The following is a 20420-nucleotide window of genomic DNA, read 5'->3' on the forward strand; positions in this document are numbered from 1 at the left end:
CCAACCCGATCGACAGAGGAGTGTTCGCAATGCTGGCAGTCATCCAGAACGAGTTCGGCGGCCCCGAGGTGCTCGAGGCCGTAGAGATCGACCGGCCGGAGCCGCGCGGCGGCGAGGTGCTCATCCGGGTGCACGCGAGCGGGGTGAACCCGGTGGACGTGGCGGTGCGGTCGGGTGCGTACCCGCTGCTGGGTGAGCCGAGCTTCGGGGTCGGCTGGGACGTCTCGGGCGTGGTCGAGGTGGCCGGGCCCGGCGCCCGGTTCCGTGTCGGCGACGAGGTGTTCGGGATGCCGTTCTTCCCCCGCGCCGCCACCGGCTACGCCGAATACGTGGTCGCCCCCTCGCGGCAGGTCGCCCGCAAGCCCGCCACCATCGACCACGTGCAGGCGGCCGCACTCCCGCTCGCCGGGCTCACCGCCTGGCAGGGGCTGGTGGACGCGGCGCGGGTCGGCGAGGGCGACCGGGTGCTGATCACCCGGGCGGCGGGCGGCGTCGGCCACCTCGCGGTGCAGATCGCCAAGGCGCGGGGCGCGCACGTGATCGCCCTGGCCGGTGCACCCCGGCACGAGTTCGTGCGCGGTCTCGGCGCCGACGAGGTGATCGACTACCGCGAGACCGACTTCGCGGAGGTGGTGCGGGACGTCGACGTGGTCTTCGACTCCACCTCGCAGGGCAGGCGCTCGCTTGGCGTGCTGCGGCAGGGCGGCACGCTGGTCAGCATCATGGAGCACGGCGACCGGCAGCTCGCCGCGGAGGTCGAGGCCGCCGGGCGGCGCTTCGCCGGGGTGTCGGTGGAGCCGGACTACGCCTCTCTCGAGGCGATCGCCGCACTCGTCGACGCCGGCCGGATCCGTCCGCACCTGGACGCGACGTTCCCGTTGGTGGAGGCGGGTCGGGCGCACGAGCTGGTCGGCTCGGGCCGGACCAAGGGCAAGGTGGTGCTCACGGTCGCGTGAGCGGGACCCACGGACCGTATCGTTTGCCGTCGAGACGAGGAGGGCAGTGCGCGTGGACATCCTGACCGAGGCGCTTGGCTCGATGCGTACCGGGCATCCGTCGTCCGTGCGCACCGACGGTCGCGCCCCGTGGGGCCTGCGGCTGCCGCCGGTCGCCGGGGCGGGATTCCACGTGGTGCTGCACGGCACCTGCTGGCTGGTGCCGTTGGAGGATGCGCCGCACCTGTCGCCGATCGCGTTGAGCCCGGGCGACGTGATCTTCCTGCGCGACGGGCGCGGGCACATCCTCGCCGACCACCCGACCACCCCACCGGTGCAGGAGAACGCCCAGCGGTTCGACCCGGGCTCACCGATCGGAACGGTGTCGCTGGGCGGCGACGGGCCGCTGACCAGCCTGCTGTGCGGCAACTATCACCTCGACCAGCGGCGCCCGCACCCGCTGGTGCGGCAGCTGCCGGAGGTGGTCCACCTGCAGACCGGGCACGGCAGGCATCCCGAGCTCAGCGCGGCCGTGCAGCTGCTCGGGGCCGAGCTGGAGAACCCGCGGATCGGATCGGACGGCATCGTGCCCACGCTGATCGACTCGCTGTTGCTGTACATCCTGCGGGCCTGGTTCGAGGCCCAGCCGTCGGCGAGCGCCGAGGGCTGGGCCGCGGCGCTCGCGGATCGGGCGGTGGCACCCGCGCTGGCGGCGATTCACGACGATCCCGGGGCCGCGTGGTCGGTCGAGTCGCTGGCCGACCGCGCCGGGTTGTCCAGGGCGGCGTTCTCCCGGCGCTTCACCGCGCTGGTCGGGGAGCCGCCGATGGCGTACCTGACCCGATGGCGGATGACGACGGCGGCCCGGCTGCTACGCGAATCGGACGCCCCGCTGAGCGTGGTCGCGGGCCGGGCGGGATACGCCTCGGAGTTCGCCTTCGCGAAGGCGTTCAAGCGCGAGTACGGGCTCGCGCCAGGGGCGTACCGGCGCGAGGCGCGAGCGGCCTGAGATCGCGGCGGGGCCGGTGCGAAATCGATGTGGCCTTGGCCCGAACGCAGCGAAGGCGCCACCCGCCTGAGCGGATGACGCCTTCGAAAGCACTGTCGGGGTGGCGGGATTTGAACCCACGACCTCTTCGTCCCGAACGAAGCGCGCTACCAAGCTGCGCCACACCCCGTGCCCTGCATCTGCCCTCATCGGGCAGCGAGCGAAAGTCTAGCGCACGACTGCCGCGGAAGACGAAACGCCTGGTCGCACGCCCTTGTTGGGCCCCTTGTTCGGTGCCGCGACGAGGGTCAGCAGGGTCGCCTCCGGCCGGCAGCAGAACCGAGCAGGCGCGTAGGGGGAGGTGCCGATTCCCGCCGAGACGTGCAGTTGGGTGTGCGCGCCCCACTTCGACGGACCCTTGACCCGCGACCGGTCGATCTGGCAGTTGGTGACCAGCGCGCCGTAGAACGGCAGGCACAACTGGCCGCCGTGGGTGTGCCCGGCGAGCACCAGGTCGTAGCCGTCCTCCGCGAACCGGTCCAGCACGCGGGGCTCCGGCGAGTGGGTGATGCCGAGCTTGAGGTTGGCGATCGGGTTCGGCGGCCCGGCGATGGTGTCGTAGCGATCCCGCTTCAGGTGCGGATCGTCGACGCCCGCGGTCGCGATCCGGATGCCGGCGACCTCCAGCTCGCGCCGGGTGTGGGTCACGTCCAGCCAGCCGCGCTCGGTGAAGGCCGCGCGCAGGTCCTGCCACGGCAACGGCTCGCCATGGGTGCGCTTGTGTTCCTTGTTGAAGTACTTGAACGGGTTCTTCGGCTTCGGGGCGAAGTAGTCGTTGCTGCCGAAGACGAACAACCCCGGGCGACCGAGCAGGCTGCTCAGCGACTGCACCACCGCGGGCACGGCACGCTGGTGCGACAGGTTGTCGCCGGTGTTCACCACCAGGTCGGGGTCGAGCCGGTCGAGCTCACGCAGCCAGTTCTGCTTGAGCTTCTGATTCGGCATCATGTGCAGGTCGCTGATGTGCAGCACCCGCAGCGAGGATGACCCGGGTTCGAGGACCGGCATGGTGACCTCACGCAGGGTGAAGGCGTTTCGCTCGATCAGGGAGGCGTACCCGATTCCGAGCGCCGCGGCGCCCGCCAATCCGGCCGCTGTTCCCCGGAGCACGTTGCGTGAGTCGTCTAACACCATTTCAGGATACGCAGCGCGCGCAATCGACATGCGCGTCAGTGCGCGGAGCGCGTAGCGTTCGGCACCATGTCCGATTCGACTTCTTCCCTCAAATCCACGCTCCGGGCCGACATGACGGCCGCCATGAAGGCGAAGGACGCCCTTCGTCTGCAGACCCTGCGAATGCTGCTCGCCGCCATCCAGACCGAGGAGGTCTCCGGCAAGGAGGCCCGCGAACTCACCGACGACGAGGTCCTCAAGGTCCTGGCGAAGGAGTCCAAGAAGCGCGGCGAGTCCGCCGAGATCTACACCGAGGCGGGACGCGGCGAGCTGGCCGCGACCGAGCGTGCCGAGGCGCAGGTCATCGACGAGTACCTCCCCACCCCGCTGACCGACGCCGAGCTGGCCGACGTCGCGGACACCGCCATCGCGCAGGTCGCGGAGGAGATCGGTGAGCGGCCCGGGATGCGTCAGATGGGCCAGGTCATGAAGGCCGCCACCGCGCTCGCGGCGGGCAAGGCCGACGGCACCCGGATCTCGAAGGCCGTCAAAGACCGGCTGTAGGCGCTCCGCGCCCGTGAGTACTTCTGGCCCCTAGGGGCACCAGAAGTACTCACGGGCGGCGCAGCCGCCTTACCGCGGCAGCGGGGGGAGCTGGATCGGCGGCAGGCCGGGAATCTGGATCGGCGGCGGGGGTGCCGCCGCGGGTCCCGGCGCCGGTGCCGCAGGCGCGGCGGACTTCGCCGAGCCGTCGCTGACGTAGAGGGAGATCGCCGAACCCGGCACCGCCGAGCCGGCGGGTGAGGTGCTCAGCACGTTGCCACGCGGCGACGGTCCAGGCGTGTTGACGGCGTTGACGGTGAACCCGGCCGCCTGCAGCACCCCGGTCGCCTGCGACTGGGTCATCCCGGCCACCTCCGGCACCTGAGCGTTCTTCGATCCGCGCTGGTACTTCGGGTCGATCGGCGGCAGCGCGGTCGGACCGTACTTGTCGACCACCGGCTTCATCGCGAGATACCAGGCCCTTGCGGGTTCGTTACCGCCGAACACGTTGCCGTCGCCGCACTGTCGCAGCGGCGAGGTGCAGATCTCGCGGGGGGTCGGCGAATCCGCGTACACGTAGACGCTGGCCGCCAGGTTGTTCGTGAAGCCGACGAACGCCGAGGACATGTGCGACTCGGTGGTGCCGGTCTTACCTGCCATCGGCAGCGTCCAGCCGACGGATCCGGCGGCGCCTGCCGAGGTGCCACCGGGCTTGTCGTCCTTGCTCATCGCGTTGGCGAGGGTGTCGGCGAGGCCGGGCTCGACGACCTGCTCACAGGCCTCCTGCGTGATGGACACCGGCTTGCCGTTGCGATCGTAGATCGAGTCGATCGGGGTTGGCGGGCACCACTTTCCGTGCGAGGCGAGGGTCGCGGCGACGTTCGAGAGCTCGAGCGGGTTGATCCACGTCGGGCCGAGGGTGAACGACCCGAGGTTCTGCTCCTTCTGGAAGTCCGCCATCGACTGGTTGTCGTGACCGGAGGTGCCCGGCTGCGCGTAGGAGCGCATGCCGAGGCGCACCGCCATGTCGACGGTCGGCGCGACGCCCACCTGCTCGATCAGCTTGACGAACGCGGTGTTCGGGGACTGGGCGAGGGCGTCGGTGACGGACATCGAGGCGGGGTACTTGCCTGCGTTCTCGACGCAGTACATGTTGGCCGGGCAGCCCTTCGCGCCGCCGAAGCCCATGCCCTTGACCTCGGCGCGGCCGGGGACCTGGAGGACCGCGCTGGTGCCGAGGCCCTTCTCCATCGCCGCGGCGGTGGTGAAGAGCTTGAACACCGAACCAGCGCCGCTGCCGACCAGTGAGTACGGCTGTGGCTGCACGGTCTCGTTGATCTCGCCGTTGAGGCCGTAGGTCCGGCTGCTGCTCATCGCCAGCACCCGGTGCTGGTCCTGCCCCGGCTGCACGACGTTCATCACCTCGGCAACCCCGTCGACCTTGGGGTTGGCCGTGGCGGTCAGGGCGCTGTGCGCCGAGTTCTGCAGGACCGGGTCGAGGGTGGTCTTGATCAGGTAGCCGCCCTTGTTGACCTGTTCGCGACTGATCCCGGAGTTGGCCAGGTACTGCAGCGCGTAGTCGCAGAAGAAGCCGCGGTCGCCCGCGGCGATGCAGCCGCGGGGCAGGGTGTTCGGCTCGGGCAGGACGCCGAGCGGCTCCTCCTTGGCCGCGCGGATCTCGTCGGCGCGGTCGGGGATGTTCGCGATCATGGTGTCGAGCACGATGTTTCGGCGCTCGAGCACGCCCTCGGGGTTGGTGTACGGGTTCAGCGCGGAGCTGGACTGCACCATGCCGGCGAGCATCGCCGACTGGGTGAGCCCGAGATCCTTCGCGTCGACCCCGAAGTAGGTGCGTGCCGCGTCCTGGATGCCGAACGAGGCGTTGCCGAACGGCACCAGGTTCAGGTACCGGGTGAGGATCTCGTCCTTCGTCAGCTTCTTGTCCAGGGTCAACGCCATCCGGATCTCGCGCACCTTGCGGGCCGGGGTCGTCTCGATGGCGGCCCGGCGCTCGGCGTCGGTCTTGGCCACGACCAGCAGCTGGTAGTTCTTCACGTACTGCTGGTCGATCGTGGACGCGCCCTGCTGGACCTGGCCGCTGGTGGTGTTCGTCAGGAAGGCGCGCAGCGTGCCCTGCCAGTCAACGCCCTGGTGGTCGGCGAAGCGCTTGTCCTCGACCGAGACGATCGCCAGCTTCATGTTGTTGGAGATCTTGTCGCTCGGCACCTCGAATCGGCGCTGCTCGTAGAGCCAGGCGATGGGGTTGCCCGCGGCGTCGACCATGGTCGAGACGGTGGGGGCATCGCCCTGTACCAGCTCGGCCGAGACGTTGTCGACGGTATCGGCGGCCCGGTTCGAGAGGATTCCGAACCCGCCGGCCAGGGGGAACATGACGCCCGCGAGCAGAGCCCCGGCAAGAGCGGAGCATCCGGCGAGCTTCGCGACAGTTTTTGCGATCGGCACGGGGACAGCCTACGTGGGCGGGCGGCCGCGACCTGCAGATGTGGGCCGCGTGCAGCACTTGATGGACGTCCGTACCAAAAAAATGCCTCAGCATCTTGCGCTGGACGATCTTCAATGCCTAAGTTGTCTTCTGAGTGTGATAGAGATAACACTCGTTGAGGAATGTGGTGTGACTCGCTGTGATACGGCGGGTCATACGTAATTCCAGAGCGTCAGCGAGGGCGACGCTTGGACTGCAGAGGGGCACCAGAATGACCGTTATCACCACGACCCACAGGTTGGACGTCGAGGAAGCCGAGGCCCGTATCGCGTGGGTCGCACAGGCCAGATGCCGGGCTGTTGATCCTGACCAGTTGTTCGTCCGCGGCGCGGCACAGCGCAAGGCCGCCACGATTTGTCGGCATTGCCCGGTTCTCATGCAGTGCGGCGCCGACGCCCTCGACAACAAGGTCGAGTTCGGCGTGTGGGGTGGCATGACCGAGCGTCAGCGACGTGCCTTACTCAAGCAGCATCCCGAGGTCGAGTCCTGGGCCGACTTCTTCGACACCCAGCGCGCGCAGTCCAACGCCGTCTGACACCGGCGCGCCGGCCGGGGTGAATGCCCCGGCCGGGCCGGTTGGCGGAGGTAACGACACCCCGCGATATCGGCTGTAAGAACCCGCTCGATTCATTTCACCCGCAGATATTCCTGCCGGTTTTGCCCGTGGACCGAATGGCCACGTGACCGTGCTGTTATCTGCAGGGGTCCGGCCGTGCCAGGGGCGCTAGTCCCCGTGCAGGCGGAAGTCGGCGAAGTCGAATCCCGGTACGACCACGCAGCTGACCAGCGTCGGCTCGTCTCCGGCGGGGCGGGCCCGCTGCCAGTGCCGCGCAGGTACCACCAGTTGTGGCGCCTGACCGGCGACGATGTCGGGGCCGAGGAGGTGTTCGGTCGCCTGGCCGGGCCGGTCGTCGTCCCCGCCGAGGTCCAGCTGGAGCGGGCCGCCGCGGTGGTGGAGCCAGATCTCCTCGCTGCGCACGGTGTGCCACGCGGACTGTTCGCCCGGCATCAGCAGGAACAGGATGGCGGTCCCGGCCGCGCGGGCGCCGGGATAGTCGCCGGGCAGGGCGGTCGCCGGGACGGTGATGTCGCTGCGCCAGGTCTCCCGATACCAGCCGCCCTCCGGGTGTGGCGCGAGGTTGAGCTCGCGCGCCCAGTCGGGCAGCTCCGTCATGACACCGATCATTGCAGCGTCGGGTGTTCCCGTCACGCGTCGACACGCCTCCCTCCGAGTTATATGCTTGCCGATAGGCAATCAATTCGGGGAGGGGCAGCGATGGCGACGGTGTACTCGGAGGACGAGGTCACCCGCCTCAAGATCGCCCTCGCCCGGATCGCCCGACTCGTCGACCGGCAGGTCTCGGGCGACGGCATGACCCGGACGCAGCTCTCCGTGCTCGGCACCGTCGCCCGACTCGGCCCGCTGCGGTTGGGTGCGCTCGCCGAGACCGAGGGACTGAACCCGACCATGCTCTCGCGCGTGGTCGGCAAGCTCGAGGCCGACGGTCTGCTCGAGCGTTCCACCGACCCGGCGGATCGACGGGTCGCGCAGGTACAGGTCACCGAGGCGGGCGAGCTGTTGCACCACAGGCTCCGTCGTGAACGGACCCGACTGTTCACCGATGCACTCGCCCGGCTCCCCGAGGAGCAGGCACAGGCCCTTCGATCCGCACTGCCCGCGCTCGAATCGCTGGCGACGGAGATCGCACCGCAGCCCGCCGGATCCGGAACGGGCGCCGCCGCGCGCGGCCGGCCGTGACCACGCTCGCGGCGGCCGCGCACCGAACCTTCGCATCCCTGGCCACTCCGAACTTCCGCCGGTACTACGGCGGGCAGGCGGTGTCGATGGTCGGCACCTGGATGCAGGCCGTCGCACAGGCATGGTTGGTGCTGCAGCTGACCGGGTCGGGCACCGCGCTCGGCCTGGTGATCGCGCTGCAGACCCTCCCGGTACTGCTGTTCGGGCCGTACGGCGGCGTCGTCGCCGACCGGATGGACAAGCGCAGGCTGATGATCGGGCTGCAGTCGATGATGGGCGTGCTCGCGCTTGTGCTCGGGATCCTGACGGTGACCAACGCGGTGACGCTGTGGCAGGTGTACCTGCTCGCATTCCTGCTCGGGGTGAACAACAGCTTCGAGAATCCCGCACGGCAGGCATTCGTTCTCGAGATGGTCGGGCCCGAGGACCTGCGCAACGCGGTCAGCCTGAACTCGGTCCTGGTCAACGTGGCCCGCGCGGTCGGGCCTGCGGCCGCAGGCATCATCATCGCGGCAGGCGGGCTCGGACTGTGCTTCCTTTTGAACGCGGTCAGTTTCGTCGCGGTGGTCGTGTCGCTGGTCACCCTCGACCTCGGCGCGCTGCGTCCCGCGCCGCCCGCGCAGCGCAGGCCGGGGCAGCTGCGGGAGGGCCTGCGGTACGTGCGGCGCACCCCGCAACTGCTGGTCCCGCTGCTGATGATGGCGCTGGTGGGCTGCCTGGCCTACGAGTTCCAGGTGGTGCTGCCGGTGCTCGCGCGCGACACCTTCGGGGGCGACGCGAGCGTCTACGGATTCATGACCGCGGCGATGGGATTCGGCGCGGTGGTCGGCGGGCTGTTCGTCGCCGCCCGCGGCAAGACCGGGATCCCCGCGCTGGTCGCGGCGGCGACGCTGTTCGGGGTGCTGATCGCTGCCGCCGCCATCGCCCCGACCCTCTGGCTCGAGCTGGTGATCCTGGTTCTGGTCGGGGCGGCGAGCGTCGGATTCCTCTCCATCGGGAACAGCACCCTGCAGCTCGAGGCCGAACCCGGCATGCGCGGCCGGGTGATGGCCCTGTGGTCGGTGGCGTTCCTCGGGTCGACGCCGATCGGCGGTCCGATCGCGGGCGCCGTCGCCGAGCAGTTCGGCGGCCGGGTCGCCCTCGCGATGGGCGCGGCCGCCTGCCTGGTCGCCGCGGGCGGCGCCGCGCTCGTCGTGCGGCAACCCCGACGGGCGGGGGCCGAGCCGGGCGGCGAGGTCGGTCAGCCCCGGCCGGTCAGCTGATCGGCGACGGCCCGCAGCGCCTCGAGGTCGGAGACCTCGAACGGCAACGACGGCACGCCGACCACCGGCACCCGGGGGTGGGCGCCCGTGAACCGGCCGAGCAGCCGCAGCTCTCGCTGCGCGGTACGGGCCCGCTCCGCGTGGATCCGCAGGACCGCCGCCGCCAACGGGTGTTCGCCCCGGTCCTTCAGCTGATCGGCCGCGGCCGTCGCCCGATCGGCCGACAGCGAGCTCAGGGTCGGATGGGTCCGGTTGAGCACCAGCCCGGCCAGCGGCATCCCCTCGGTGGACAGCCGGTCGACGAAGAACGAGGCCTCGCGGAGCGCGTCCGGCTCGGCGGCCGCGATCACCAGGAAGTGGGTGCCCTCCGCGCGCAGCAGTTGATAGGTGTGGTTGGCCCGCTCCCGGAACCCGCCGAACATCGACTCGAAGGACTGCACGAACGCCGATGCGTCGGACAGCATCTGGCTGCCCACGATGGTGTTCACGGCCTTGAGCGCCAGGCCCATCGCGCCGGTCACCAGGCGGCCGATCCCGCGGCCGGGAGCGGACAGCATCCGGATCATCCGGCCGTCGAGGAACGCGCCGAGGCGTTGCGGGGCATCGAGGAAGTCGAGCGCGTTGCGCGAGGGCGGGGTGTCCACGACCACCAGGTCCCACTCGTCGCTGGCGGCCAGCTGACCCAGCTTCTCCATGGCCATGTACTCCTGCGTGCCGGAGAAGGAGGTGGCCACCGTTTGATAGAAGGGGTTGGCGAGGATCTGCTGCGCGGTGTCGGGGGCGGAGTGCTCGAGCACCATGTCGTCGAACGTGCGACGCATGTTCAGCATCATCGCGTGCAGCTCACCGGTGGCGCCGGGAGCCAGCTGCACCGGCTGCGGTGAGTTGTCGAGTTCGCGCACCCCGAGCGCCTGGGCGAGCCTGCGGGCGGGATCGATGGTGAGCACCACGACCCGGCGCCCCTCCTCGGCCGCGCGCAGCGCCATCGATGCGGCGGTGGTCGTCTTGCCGACGCCGCCCGCCCCGCAACACACCACGATCCGGGACGCGGGGTCGGTGAGGATCGCGTCGATGTCGAGAGTCGCGGTCATCGGACGCCCTGCTCGGCCAGCTGTTCGGCCAGCTCGTACAGCGCACCGAGGTCGATCCCGTCGGTCAGCGCCGTCAGGTGCAGTCGCGCGACGTCCAACTCGTCGAGGGTGGCGGCGCTGTCGTCCTGCGCGCGCAGCGTCGCGGCGTACTCGATGGTCTCGGTGAGCAGGCCCGCGAAGTCGGCCTCGGACAGCGAGATCCCGGCGGCCTCCAGCCCGTCCCGGACCGCGTCCGCGTCGATGGTGCCGTTCGCGGCCTGCGCCATCGTCTTGGTCGGCAGGTAGGCGGTGCCGCTGCGGTTGACGATCACCGTGCCGAGCCGGAGGTCGGCGGCCTCCAGTTCCACCACCGCGTCGGTGGTCTCCTGCACGGGCAGCGCCTCGAGCAGCGTCACCAGGTGCACCATCGTCTCGTCGGAGTGCAGCAGCCGGACCACCCCCTCGGACTGCGAATACACCGGCCCGCCCTTCGCGAGGTCGGCCATCGCCTTCGTGACGTCGAGGAAGCTGCCGATCCGGCCGGTGGGCGGGGAGTCGACGACGACCTCGTCGTAGATCCGGGCGCCCGACTTGTCCGTGCGCACCACGCACTCCTTGATCTTGCCGGTGACCAGCACGTCCCGGAGGCCGGGCGCGATGGTGGTGGCGAACTCGATGGCGCCGATCCTGCGCATGGCCCGCCCGGCGAAGCCGAGGTTGTAGAACATGTCCAGGTACTCGAGGAACGCGTGCTCGATGTCGAGGGCGAGCGCGTAGACCTCGCCGCCGTCATCGGCCGTGGCGATCTTGGTTTCCTCGGGCGGCAGCGGGGGCACGTCGAAGAGTTGCGCGATGGACTGCCTGCCCTCGACCTCGACGAGCAGGACCCGCCGCCCGCCCGCGGCGAGCGCGAGCGCCAAAGCGGCCGCGACCGTGGACTTTCCGGTGCCGCCCTTGCCTGAGACGAAATGCAGCCGAGCCTTGTCCGCCTTGGCGGGCCACTCGTATACGGGTGCTGTCGCGGGTGCTGCCACCCCCCGAGCCTATAAGTCGCGGAAGCGCCGCGTCGGCCGACTAGGCTCAGCGGCATGAGCGAATTGACTACCTGGGAATATGCCACCGTTCCGCTGTTGACCCACGCGACCAAGCAGATCCTCGACCAGTGGGGTGGCGACGGCTGGGAACTGGTGTCGGTGCTGCCCGGCCCGACCGGCGAGCAGCACGTGGCCTACCTCAAGCGCCCGAAGGGCTGATCGGCCATGACCGACTGGACCTCCAGGCTCGCTGAGCTGCGGATCGAGCTGCCCGCGGTGGCGGCGCCGGTCGCGGCCTACGTTCCCGCGGTGCGGACCGGGAACCTGGTTTACACCTCCGGCCAGCTGCCCTTCATCGACGGTGAACTGCAGCTGACCGGAAAGGTCGGCGGCGCGGTCGGCGCGGACTTCGCCAAGATCGCCGCCCGGACCTGCGCGCTCAACGCCCTCGCCGCGATCGACGCGCTGGTCGGGCTCGACTCGGTGGTGCGCATCGTCAAGGTGGTCGGCTTCGTGGCCTCCGCGGAGGGGTTCACCGGCCAGCCCGGCGTCATCAACGGCGCCTCCGAGCTGTTCGGCGAGGTGTTCGGCGACGCGGGCGTGCACGCCCGGTCTGCGGTCGGCGTGTCCGAGCTGCCGCTGAACGCGCCGGTCGAGGTCGAGGTCATCGTCGAGGTCCGCTAGCCGCGGTGCGCCCGCGCGCGATCGGCCCGACAAATCGGTGGGCCCGCGCGCGGGCGTCGGCGGGTGGATTCAATCCGCATGCGGCCCAACGCCCGCGGCGACGCCGGGGTCGTACAGTGAGCCCATGACCACGGCACATCCGGCGTACGCCCAGCTGCGCCAGGTCACCCCGATTGCGGCGGTGATGCTGGAGAACAACCCGGGCATGATGACGCTCGACGGCACCAACACCTGGATCCTGCGGGCGCCCGGCCGTGAGGAATGTGTGGTGATCGATCCGGGTGACGCCGACGAGGAGCACCTGTTGCGGGTGGCGGCCGTCGGCCCGGTGGCGCTGACCCTGATCACGCACCGGCACGGGGACCACACCGGCGGCGTGGAGCGGTTCGCCGCGCTCACCGGCAGTCCGGTCCGGTCCGTTGACCCGCGGTTCCGCACGCACACCGACGCGGGCCTGCCGGACGGCGAGCTCATCGAAGAGGTCGGTCTGGCGATCCGGGTGCTGCGCACTCCCGGGCACACCAAGGACTCGACCTCGTTCGTGATCGAGGGGGAGGGGTCGGTGCTGACCGGCGACACCATCCTCGGTCGGGGCACCACCGTCCTGGACGCCTCCGACGGCGATCTCGGTGACTACCTGGCCTCCCTGCGTGCGCTCATCGACCTGGGCACGGGCCGTGCGGTGCTGCCAGGGCACGGACCCGACCTACCGGACCTGCAGACGGTGGCGCAGCAGTACCTGAGTCATCGCGAGGAGCGACTCGATCAGGTGCGTGCGGCGCTCGAGGTCCTCGGGGCCGACGCCGGCCCTCGTGCGGTGGTCGAGCACGTCTACTCCGACGTCGATCAGAGCCTGTGGCCGGTGGCCGAGCAGTCCGTGCGGGTGCAGTTGGAGTACCTGCGCCGCTGAGCTCCAAAAGTGAGATGGGTCACAAGACTGATTGTCTTGTGACCCATTTTGCATTGGCCTACCTGCGCGTTTCGGGCAGAGGATTCGGATTTCTGTGTAACTGCGCGTAACGGACGACTAGACACTTGCTACGCCTAACTAATAGTTTGACCTCCGGCACGGTATGTGTGCCACGTCACAACGCGATGTTAGGAGTTCCCCATGGGATCCGTTGAGAACCTGCTCGACGCCAACGGCGCCGGTTTCGGCCTGCTCGACATGCTCAAGCTTCTCCCGCTGATGAAGGCAATCGAGGGCCTCGATTCCGTCAGCGCGGCGAACTGACCGACCGATCACGAACTGGAGACGACGATGACATCTGTCGAGAACCTCACCGAGCTGGTCAACTCGCTGACCACGCTGTTCACCGGCCTCAACTCGGCCTCGGCCGGCGCCGGTAGCGCGGGCGAGACCCCCAACCCGTAACGCCGGACCGCCGGCGGCACCCTCGACTTCTAGGAGTATGACCATGGGATCTGTTTCCGATCTGGGCGACGTGTTCAAGGCCCTCGTACCGGTCCTCGGGGACCTGCTGGGCAACCTGGCCGGCGGCTCGCTGAGCCCGGTCGAGCCCAAGTAGTCCCTGCGCTCCACGCGCACCCCACCGACGGTCGCCGCGCGATCGGTCCATCCCGGCCCGATCCTGCGGCGACCGTTGCGCATTCGGGCGGGGTCGACGACTGTTGACATCAGGCGCAGTCGAGACCGAGGAGCGCGGCGATGACCGACTACGGGCGTCCACTGCAGTTCGGCATGTTCCCCACCCCGGACGCCGACCGGGTCGACGAGATCCTCGACCTCGTCCGGATGGCCGACGAGGAGGGCCTGGATCTCGTTGGCATCCAGGACCATCCGTATCAGAAGAGATTCCTGGACACCTGGTCGCTGATGGCCGTCGTGCTCGCGCGCACCACCCGGGTCCGCGTGTTCCCCGACGTGGCGAGCCTGCCGCTGCGGCCGCCTGCCGTGATGGCGAAGGCGGCCGCGAGTCTGGACGTGATCTCGGGCGGGCGGTTCGAGCTGGCGGTCGGTGCGGGCGCGTTCTGGCAGGCGATCGGTGCGATGGGTGGGCCCGAACGGACCCCTGGCGAGGCCGCTGGCGCGTTGACGGAGGCCCTCGACGTCATCCGACTGATGTGGTCCGGCGAGAAATCGGTGCGCTACGAGGGCGCCCACTACCAGCTGTCGGGGGTGCACCCTGGACCGCGACCCGCCCACGACATCGGACTGTGGCTCGGGGTCGGCGGCCCACGGATGCTCGGCGTGCTCGGCAGGGAGGCCGACGGCTGGGTCCCGTCGGTCAGCTACTTTCCGCCGCCGGTGCTGCCCGGCCTGCACGCGCGCATCGACGAGTCCGCGACGGCGGCCGGCCGCGACCCGGCGGCGATTCAGCGGATCTACAACGTCTTCGGGGCCATCACCGACGGGCCGAGCGGTGGGTTCCTCAACGGGCCGGTGCGGCAGTGGGTCGACGAGCTGACCGCGTTGGTGCTCGAATCAGGCATGGACACCTTCGTGTTCGGCGCCGAGGGCGACGACCCGCACCAGCATCGGAAGTGGGCGGTGGAGGTGGTCCCGGCGGTTCGCGAGGCGGTCGCCCGGCATCGAGACATGCCCAAATAGCTATAGGGTGCGAGGAATTTCGCATTTGTTCGGCATGGATCGACGGCCAATCATGGGTCCATGACCACATCGCGCGAAGCCTGGATTCGCAATTACGTGGACGGCGGCTTCGTCGACCCGGACCAGGAGCGAAGTTTCGAGAATCTCGACCCGGCCACCGGCCGGCTGGTGGCCCGGGTGCACGAGGCGGACATCGCCCTCGTCGACCGCGCCGTGCGATCGGCGCGGCGCGCGCTGGACAACGGCTGGGCCGACACCCCCGTGCGGGAACGGGCGGCCCTGCTGCGGCGGGCGGCAGACCGGATCGAGGAGCGGTTCGAGGAGTTCGTCGCGGCCGAGATGGCCGACACGGGTAAGCCGATCACGCAGGCCCGCGAGCTCGACGTGGCCCGCGCGCTGACCAATTTCCGCACCTTCGCTGACGTGGTCGCCGCCGCGGGCCAGGAGTCGTTTCTCACCGACCTCGCCGGTGGTCGGCAGGCATTGAACTATGCGGTGCGCAAGCCCCTGGGCGTGGTCGCGGTGATCGTGCCGTGGAACCTGCCGCTGCTGCTGCTCACCTGGAAGGTGGCGCCCGCGCTGGCCTGTGGCAACGCCGTCGTCGTCAAGCCGAGCGAGGAAACCCCTTCCACCGCAACGCTGCTCGCGGAGGTACTGGAGGAGGTCGGACTCCCGGCCGGCGTCTACAACGTCGTGCACGGTTTCGGCCGAGACTCGGCAGGGGAGTTCCTCACGGATCATCCGGGCATCGACGGCGTCACCTTCACCGGGTCGTCCGCGACCGGCTCGCACGTGATGAAGACCGTGGCGCCGCGGGTCCGGCCGGTCTCCTTCGAGCTCGGCGGCAAGAACGCCGCCGTGGTGTTCGACGACGTCGACATCGACGAGGCCCTCACCGGGCTGACCCGGTCGGTCTTCGCCAACACCGGGCAGGTGTGCCTGTGCACCGAGCGGGTGTACGTCCAGCGCGGCGTGTTCGACGACATCGCGGCCGGGCTGGTCGAGCGTGCCGAAGGGCTTCGTCTCGGTGCGCCTGCCGACACCGCGACCACGACCGGTCCGCTGATCTCGCAGGCGCACCGCGAGAAGGTTCGCGGCTACTTCGAGCTGGCCGAGCAGGCCGGGGCCAAGGTGCTCACCGGCGGCGGGATCCCCGCCCTCGGCGAGGGCCTCGCAGGCGGCTCCTGGATCGAGCCGACGCTGTGGACCGGGCTGACGAACGCCGATCGCGCAGTGCGCGAGGAGATCTTCGGTCCGGTCGCGGCGCTGATCCCCTTCGACACCGAGGAGGAGGCGATCGCGCTCGCCAACGACACCGAGTACGGACTCGCCGCGGCGGTCTGGACGAATGACCTGCGCCGTGGGCACCGCGTCGCGCAGCAGATGCGGGTCGGCATCTCCTGGGTGAACACCTGGTTCACCCGCGAACTCCGCTCCCCGTTCGGCGGCGTGGGACTGTCCGGGATCGGCCGCGAGGGTGGCGAATCCTCCCTCCATTTCTATACCGAACCCACGAATGTGTGCGTGCAACTGTGACTGTGACATCGGGATCGACAGTAAACAGCGAGAGTGAGAAGTGATGCCGCTCAGCATGATCGATATCGAAGACCTCGCCGATCGTCTGGACCGTGCCCAGCAGACCGTGACCGACACGCCCAGCCTCGCGGACAGCCATGAGGTCGACATCGACGATGCCTACCGGATCCAGAACGCGCTGATCGGCCGCAGGCTCGGCCGGGGCGAATCGATTGTCGGGGTGAAGCTGGGATTCACCAGCAAGGCGAAGATGGCGCAAATGGGTGTCTCCGACGTGATCGTCGGGCAGCTCACCGATGCCATGCGGATCGAGGACGGCGGTGACGTCGACCTGACCCGGTTCATCCACCCGAAGATCGAGCCGGAGATCGCCTACCGGCTCGCCCGCGACGTGGATCCGGGCGATCCGGCCGTGGATGTCGTGTCCTGTGTGGACGCGGTCGCGCCCGCGATGGAGATCATCGATTCGCGGTACCGGGACTTCCGCTTCACCTACACCGACGTGGTGGCCGACAACACTTCCGCCGCAGGCTATGTCGTCGGACCCTGGCAGCGGATGCAGGACGTCGACGACCGCGCGGTACGGCTCGAGGTGGGCGCGGACGCCGTGCTGGGATCCACGTCGGCGATCCTGGGCGATCCCGTCCGAGCGCTGCACGCGCTGGTCGACATGGCCCGGCGGCGCGCGATCCCGCTGCGCGCGGGGCAGGTGATCCTCGCCGGGGCGGCCACCGCGGCGGTCGCGCTGACCGCCGAGGTCGCGCAGTGCCACATCGCCGGTCTCGGCCGAGTCAGCGTGAAGGGGACGAGATGACCGACGCCAAAGTGATCGACCGGCTCGCGACACCGCGGGGCCGGTTCCCGCACGTGAAGGTCGTAGGTGATTTCGTCTACGTCTCGGGAACCAGTTCGCGACGCCAGGACAATACGTTCGTCGGCGTCGAGGTCGACGAGATGGGCACCACCGCACTCGATATCCGGGCACAGACACGCGCGGTCATCGAGAACATGCGCGCCATCCTCGCCGAGGTCGGGGCAGAGCTCGGCGACCTGGTCCAGGTCACCTCGTACCTGGTGTCGATGAACGACTTCGGCGGCTACAACGAGGTCTACGCCGAACTGTTCGACGAGAACGGGCCGACCCGTACCACCGTTGCGGTGCACCAGTTGCCGCATCCGCACCTGCTCATCGAAATGCAGGGCGTCGCATACCGACCCGTCGCTCGCCCGCCGCACCCAACCACCGCATCGGAGGCCCTGTCATGACCCGAGTCCCGCAGACCATCAACTTCCAGAAATGGATCGCCGACAACGAGCACCTGCTCAAGCCCCCGGTGAACAACCAGACCATGGCGCTCGGCAGCGACTTCATCGTCCAGGTCGTCGGTGGGCCGAACGAGCGCACGGACTACCACCTGGACCCGTACGAGGAGTGGTTCTACCAGATCAAGGGCGACATCCACGTCGACGTCATGACCGAGAACGGCCCCGAGAGGGTGCACATTCGCGAGGGCGAGACGTGGTTGCTGCCGGGGAACCTGCCCCACTCGCCGCAGCGCCCGACCGCGGGCTCGATCGGTCTGGTCATCGAGCGGGTGCGGGAAGAGGGAACCCTGGAGAAGTTCCAGTGGTACTGCTTGAACTGCAACGCGCTCATCCACGAGGTCGAACTGCAGGTCAGGGACATCGTCGCCGACCTGCCCCCGGTCTTCACCCAGTTCTACGACAACGTCGACGCCCGTACCTGCGCGCGCTGCGGAACCCTCCATCCGGGCAAGGGGTGAGACGTGAGCGGAATGATCGACGTCCACACCCATTACGTGCCGAAAGGGTGGCCCGACCTGACGTCGGAGGCGGGACCGGAGGCGCCGTGGCTGCGGATCGAATCCGAGTCCGAGGCGATGATCATGATGGGCGCCAAGGAGTTCCGCCGGATCCAGGCGGACGCCTGGGACGCCGAGACCCGGTTGCGGGACATGGACGCGGACGGTGTGCACACGCAGGTGGTCTCGCCGACCCCGGCGTTCTTCAACTACGGGCGCACCGGCGCGCAGGGGGAGCGGATCGCGCGGATCTTCAACGACCTCGCCCTGGAGATCGTCGCACCTGCCTCGGATCGTCTGATCCCGTTCTGCCAGGTCCCGTTGCAGGACACCGATGCCGCGTGCCGTGAGCTCGAGCGGTGCATCGCCAACGGGCACCGGGGCGTGGAGATCGGCAACCATGTCGGCGACCTGGACCTCGACAGCGAGGGCGTGGTCACGTTCCTGCAGCACTGCGCGTCGCTGGACGTGCCGGTGTTCGTGCACCCGTGGGACATGGCGAGCTCCCCTCGGCTGGATCGGTGGATGGCGCAGTGGCTGACCGCGATGCCGTCCGAGACCCACCTCTCCATCCTGGCGTTGATCCTCGGCGGCGTGTTCGACCGGATCGACGAGAGCCTGAAGATCGGATTCGCCCATGGCGGTGGATCTTTCGCGTTCTGGCTGGGGAGGATGGAGAACGCCTGGCACGGTCGGAACGACGTGATCGGCACGTCGGAGTTCCCGCCGTCGCACTACCTCGGTCGCTTCTATGTGGACTCCGTGGTCTTCGACGAACGAGCGTTGCGTCTGCTGGTCGACACCGTCGGCGTCGAGCGGGTGATGGTGGGCAGTGACTATCCCTACCCGCTGGGGGAACGGCCGGTGGGAGAAGTGGTGCGCAAGAGTGAGTGCCTCGATGACGCTGCGCGGCAATTGATTTCCCGTGGAAATGCCGAGCGGTTCCTGGGGCTGGGCTGATCGTATCGGTGCCCGGGTCGTCGGGGCGGTCCGGTGTGCCGGCTATGACCAAATGGGCATGGAAGATCGGCGAATCGGCATTTGTGTGTCATGGCTCACACGGTGAGACTGTGATCAGCACCGCCACGCACCCTGTTTGCGTCACCATCGGCCCCACATCCTCTGTCTCCCAACATGATAGGTCCCACGATGAACGAGAATCCGGAACCCGGCCCCGCCGCGACGGCCCGCAGTCGGGTGGCCATGGCCACCCTCGCGGGCACGACCCTCGAGTGGTACGACTTCTTCCTCTACGGCACCGCGGCCGCGCTCATCTTCAACAAGCAGTTCTTCCCCAGCCTGAGCCCGTCGGTCGGCACCCTCGCGGCCTTCAGTACCTTCGCCGTCGGCTTCGTCGCCCGCCCCCTCGGCGGCCTGGTGTTCGGTCACTTCGGTGACCGAATCGGCCGCAAGGCCACCCTTGTCGTCTCGCTCGTGATGATGGGCATCGGGTCCACGCTCATCGGACTGATCCCGAACTACGACGCGATCGGGTTCTGGGCCCCGGTGCTGCTGGTGGCGCTGCGGATCGTGCAGGGCATCGGCCTCGGCGGGGAGGGCGCGGGCGCCACTCTGATGTCGATGGAGCACGCGCCCGAGGGCAAGAAGAACCTCTACGCCGGCTTCCCGCAGATGGGGACGCCTGCCGGTCTCGTGCTCGCCAACGCCATCTTCCTGACCACGAACGCGGTGCTCCCGGACGAGGCCTTCGCGTCGTGGGGCTGGCGTATCCCCTTCCTGCTGAGCTTCGTGCTCGTCGCGATCGGCCTGGTGATCAGGCTTCGGGTGACGGAATCACCCTCGTTCGCAGGGGTTCTCGAGAAGGGTGATGTGGTCCGTTTCCCGCTGCGGGAGTCGCTGAAGGTCGGGTTCCCTCGACTCTCCCTGACCCTGCTCGCGGTGGTGGCCAACTCCGCGGTCGCGTACGCCTTCATGGTGTTCACCCTGTCCTACGGCACCCAGCACCTCGGATACGACAAGCAGTTCCTGGTGCTGTGCGTGACCGCGGCGGCCGTGCTGTGGTTCGCGAGCATCCCGTTCTGGACGATGGTCGCGGACCGCTACGGCAGGCGGACGATGTTCATCGCCGGATCGGCGGCGATCCTGCTGTGGTGCATCGCGTTCCTCCCGCTGCTCAACACCGAGAACCCGGTGCTCGCGGTCATCGCGTTCCTCGGCATGGGCCTGATCGTCCCCGTCACGCACTGCGTGCAGGGCAGCATCATCGCGGACACCTTCCCGGCGCGGGTGCGCTATTCGGGCTCGTCGCTGATCCTGCAGACCGCAGCCATCCTCGGTGGCGGCCTCGCACCGATGATCTCGACGGCGCTGCTGAACGCGACGGGATCCTCGGTCGGCGTCACCTGGTACCTGGTGATCATCTGCTCGATCAGCCTTGCGGGTGCGATCGCGCTGTTCCGGCTCGTGCCGTCGACGTCGCGCGGGCCGCAGGCCGCGGCCGCCCAGGAGCACGCGCACGCGTAGGGCCGGCGAGTCATCGCACTCTCGGCGAGCCGCTCACCCCGACGGGTGGGCGGC

22 protein-coding genes and 1 tRNA gene are annotated in these 20420 nt (G+C 69.2%); 17 read left to right on the forward strand and 6 right to left on the reverse strand.

The features are described from left to right. The first annotated feature begins 29 nt into the window (after positions 1-29). Positions 30-956, forward strand: coding sequence for an NADP-dependent oxidoreductase (locus BR31_RS0106950; RefSeq protein ID WP_027500334.1), 927 nt, complete (start codon positions 30-32; stop codon positions 954-956). A 52-nt stretch (positions 957-1008) separates the two neighbouring features. Next, on the forward strand, positions 1009-1944 hold the full coding sequence (locus BR31_RS0106955) for an AraC family transcriptional regulator (protein ID WP_027500335.1): 936 nt from the start codon (positions 1009-1011) through the stop codon (positions 1942-1944). Between the two features lie 95 nt (positions 1945-2039). Here BR31_RS0106955 and BR31_RS0106960 read toward each other — a convergent pair. After that, positions 2040-2113: transfer RNA gene (locus tag BR31_RS0106960), tRNA-Pro, on the reverse strand. Positions 2114-2151: 38 nt separating this feature from the next. Continuing rightward, positions 2152-3114: a metallophosphoesterase gene (locus BR31_RS0106965; RefSeq protein WP_027500336.1), complete on the reverse strand. Its 963-nt coding sequence runs from the start codon at positions 3112-3114 to the stop codon at positions 2152-2154. Between the two features lie 69 nt (positions 3115-3183). Between BR31_RS0106965 and BR31_RS0106970 the strand changes: the two genes are divergently transcribed. Further along, complete coding sequence (locus BR31_RS0106970; RefSeq protein ID WP_027500337.1) at positions 3184-3660, forward strand: GatB/YqeY domain-containing protein; 477 nt, start codon at positions 3184-3186, stop codon at positions 3658-3660. Positions 3661-3729: 69 nt separating this feature from the next. Here BR31_RS0106970 and BR31_RS0106975 read toward each other — a convergent pair whose 3' ends face one another. Continuing rightward, entirely contained in the window at positions 3730-6102 is a 2373-nt protein-coding gene (locus tag BR31_RS0106975; protein WP_027500338.1) for a penicillin-binding protein, read from the reverse strand. Positions 6103-6353: 251 nt separating this feature from the next. Here BR31_RS0106975 and BR31_RS0106980 point away from each other — a divergent pair, with 251 nt between their 5' ends. After that, positions 6354-6677 carry a WhiB family transcriptional regulator gene (locus BR31_RS0106980; RefSeq protein ID WP_027500339.1) on the forward strand — a complete coding sequence of 108 codons (324 nt, stop codon included), beginning with the start codon at positions 6354-6356 and terminating at the stop codon, positions 6675-6677. A 189-nt stretch (positions 6678-6866) separates the two neighbouring features. Here BR31_RS0106980 and BR31_RS0106985 read toward each other — a convergent pair whose 3' ends face one another. Continuing rightward, entirely contained in the window at positions 6867-7316 is a 450-nt protein-coding gene (locus BR31_RS0106985; RefSeq protein WP_027500340.1) for a cupin domain-containing protein, read from the reverse strand. 102 nt (positions 7317-7418) lie between these two features. Between BR31_RS0106985 and BR31_RS27700 the strand changes: the two genes are divergently transcribed. Beyond that, complete coding sequence (locus BR31_RS27700; protein ID WP_197023570.1) at positions 7419-7901, forward strand: MarR family winged helix-turn-helix transcriptional regulator; 483 nt, start codon at positions 7419-7421, stop codon at positions 7899-7901. Beyond that, complete coding sequence (locus BR31_RS27705; RefSeq protein ID WP_051637041.1) at positions 7898-9163, forward strand: MFS transporter; 1266 nt, start codon at positions 7898-7900, stop codon at positions 9161-9163. Before BR31_RS27700 ends, BR31_RS27705 begins: the two co-directional genes overlap by 4 nt. Here the strand turns inward: BR31_RS27705 and BR31_RS0107000 are convergent. Then, a complete protein-coding gene (locus BR31_RS0107000; protein ID WP_027500341.1) occupies positions 9142-10254 on the reverse strand; it encodes an ATPase BagB in 1113 nt (370 codons plus the stop codon). The two genes, BR31_RS27705 and BR31_RS0107000, sit on opposite strands and share 22 nt — an antisense overlap. Beyond that, positions 10251-11267 (reverse strand): ATPase BagA, encoded by a 1017-nt coding sequence (locus BR31_RS0107005; RefSeq protein ID WP_027500342.1) that lies wholly within the window; start codon positions 11265-11267, stop codon positions 10251-10253. The genes BR31_RS0107000 and BR31_RS0107005 overlap by 4 nt, the downstream gene beginning before the upstream one ends. Before the next feature lie 54 nt (positions 11268-11321). Between BR31_RS0107005 and BR31_RS31410 the strand changes: the two genes are divergently transcribed. The 11 genes from BR31_RS31410 to BR31_RS0107070 all read left to right on the forward strand — a co-directional run bounded on the left by BR31_RS31410 (position 11322) and on the right by BR31_RS0107070 (position 20366). Next, complete coding sequence (locus BR31_RS31410) at positions 11322-11486, forward strand: Sp36 family protein (protein WP_072750449.1); 165 nt, start codon at positions 11322-11324, stop codon at positions 11484-11486. A 6-nt stretch (positions 11487-11492) separates the two neighbouring features. Then, entirely contained in the window at positions 11493-11951 is a 459-nt protein-coding gene (locus tag BR31_RS0107015; RefSeq protein WP_027500343.1) for a RidA family protein, read from the forward strand. Between the two features lie 124 nt (positions 11952-12075). Beyond that, positions 12076-12861 (forward strand): MBL fold metallo-hydrolase, encoded by a 786-nt coding sequence (locus BR31_RS0107020; RefSeq protein WP_027500344.1) that lies wholly within the window; start codon positions 12076-12078, stop codon positions 12859-12861. Between the two features lie 201 nt (positions 12862-13062). Beyond that, positions 13063-13185 carry a hypothetical protein gene (locus tag BR31_RS32365; RefSeq protein WP_269321311.1) on the forward strand — a complete coding sequence of 41 codons (123 nt, stop codon included), beginning with the start codon at positions 13063-13065 and terminating at the stop codon, positions 13183-13185. Positions 13186-13620: 435 nt separating this feature from the next. Then, complete coding sequence (locus BR31_RS0107040) at positions 13621-14523, forward strand: LLM class flavin-dependent oxidoreductase (protein ID WP_027500345.1); 903 nt, start codon at positions 13621-13623, stop codon at positions 14521-14523. Between the two features lie 60 nt (positions 14524-14583). Continuing rightward, positions 14584-16059 (forward strand): 2-hydroxymuconic semialdehyde dehydrogenase, encoded by a 1476-nt coding sequence (locus tag BR31_RS0107045; protein WP_027500346.1) that lies wholly within the window; start codon positions 14584-14586, stop codon positions 16057-16059. Positions 16060-16114: 55 nt separating this feature from the next. Then, positions 16115-16873: a 2-keto-4-pentenoate hydratase gene (locus BR31_RS0107050; protein WP_027500347.1), complete on the forward strand. Its 759-nt coding sequence runs from the start codon at positions 16115-16117 to the stop codon at positions 16871-16873. After that, entirely contained in the window at positions 16870-17325 is a 456-nt protein-coding gene (locus BR31_RS0107055; RefSeq protein ID WP_027500348.1) for a RidA family protein, read from the forward strand. Before BR31_RS0107050 ends, BR31_RS0107055 begins: the two co-directional genes overlap by 4 nt. Beyond that, complete coding sequence (locus BR31_RS0107060) at positions 17322-17843, forward strand: 3-hydroxyanthranilate 3,4-dioxygenase (RefSeq protein WP_027500349.1); 522 nt, start codon at positions 17322-17324, stop codon at positions 17841-17843. Before BR31_RS0107055 ends, BR31_RS0107060 begins: the two co-directional genes overlap by 4 nt. Positions 17844-17846: 3 nt before the next feature. Beyond that, entirely contained in the window at positions 17847-18842 is a 996-nt protein-coding gene (locus tag BR31_RS0107065) for an amidohydrolase family protein (RefSeq protein WP_027500350.1), read from the forward strand. A gap of 189 nt (positions 18843-19031) precedes the next feature. After that, entirely contained in the window at positions 19032-20366 is a 1335-nt protein-coding gene (locus BR31_RS0107070; protein ID WP_156042383.1) for an MFS transporter, read from the forward strand. Positions 20367-20420: the final 54 nt, after the last annotated feature.

Source organism: Rhodococcus sp. UNC363MFTsu5.1, assembly GCF_000686785.1.
In the GTDB taxonomy this organism is placed as follows: domain Bacteria; phylum Actinomycetota; class Actinomycetes; order Mycobacteriales; family Mycobacteriaceae; genus Rhodococcus_G; species Rhodococcus_G maanshanensis.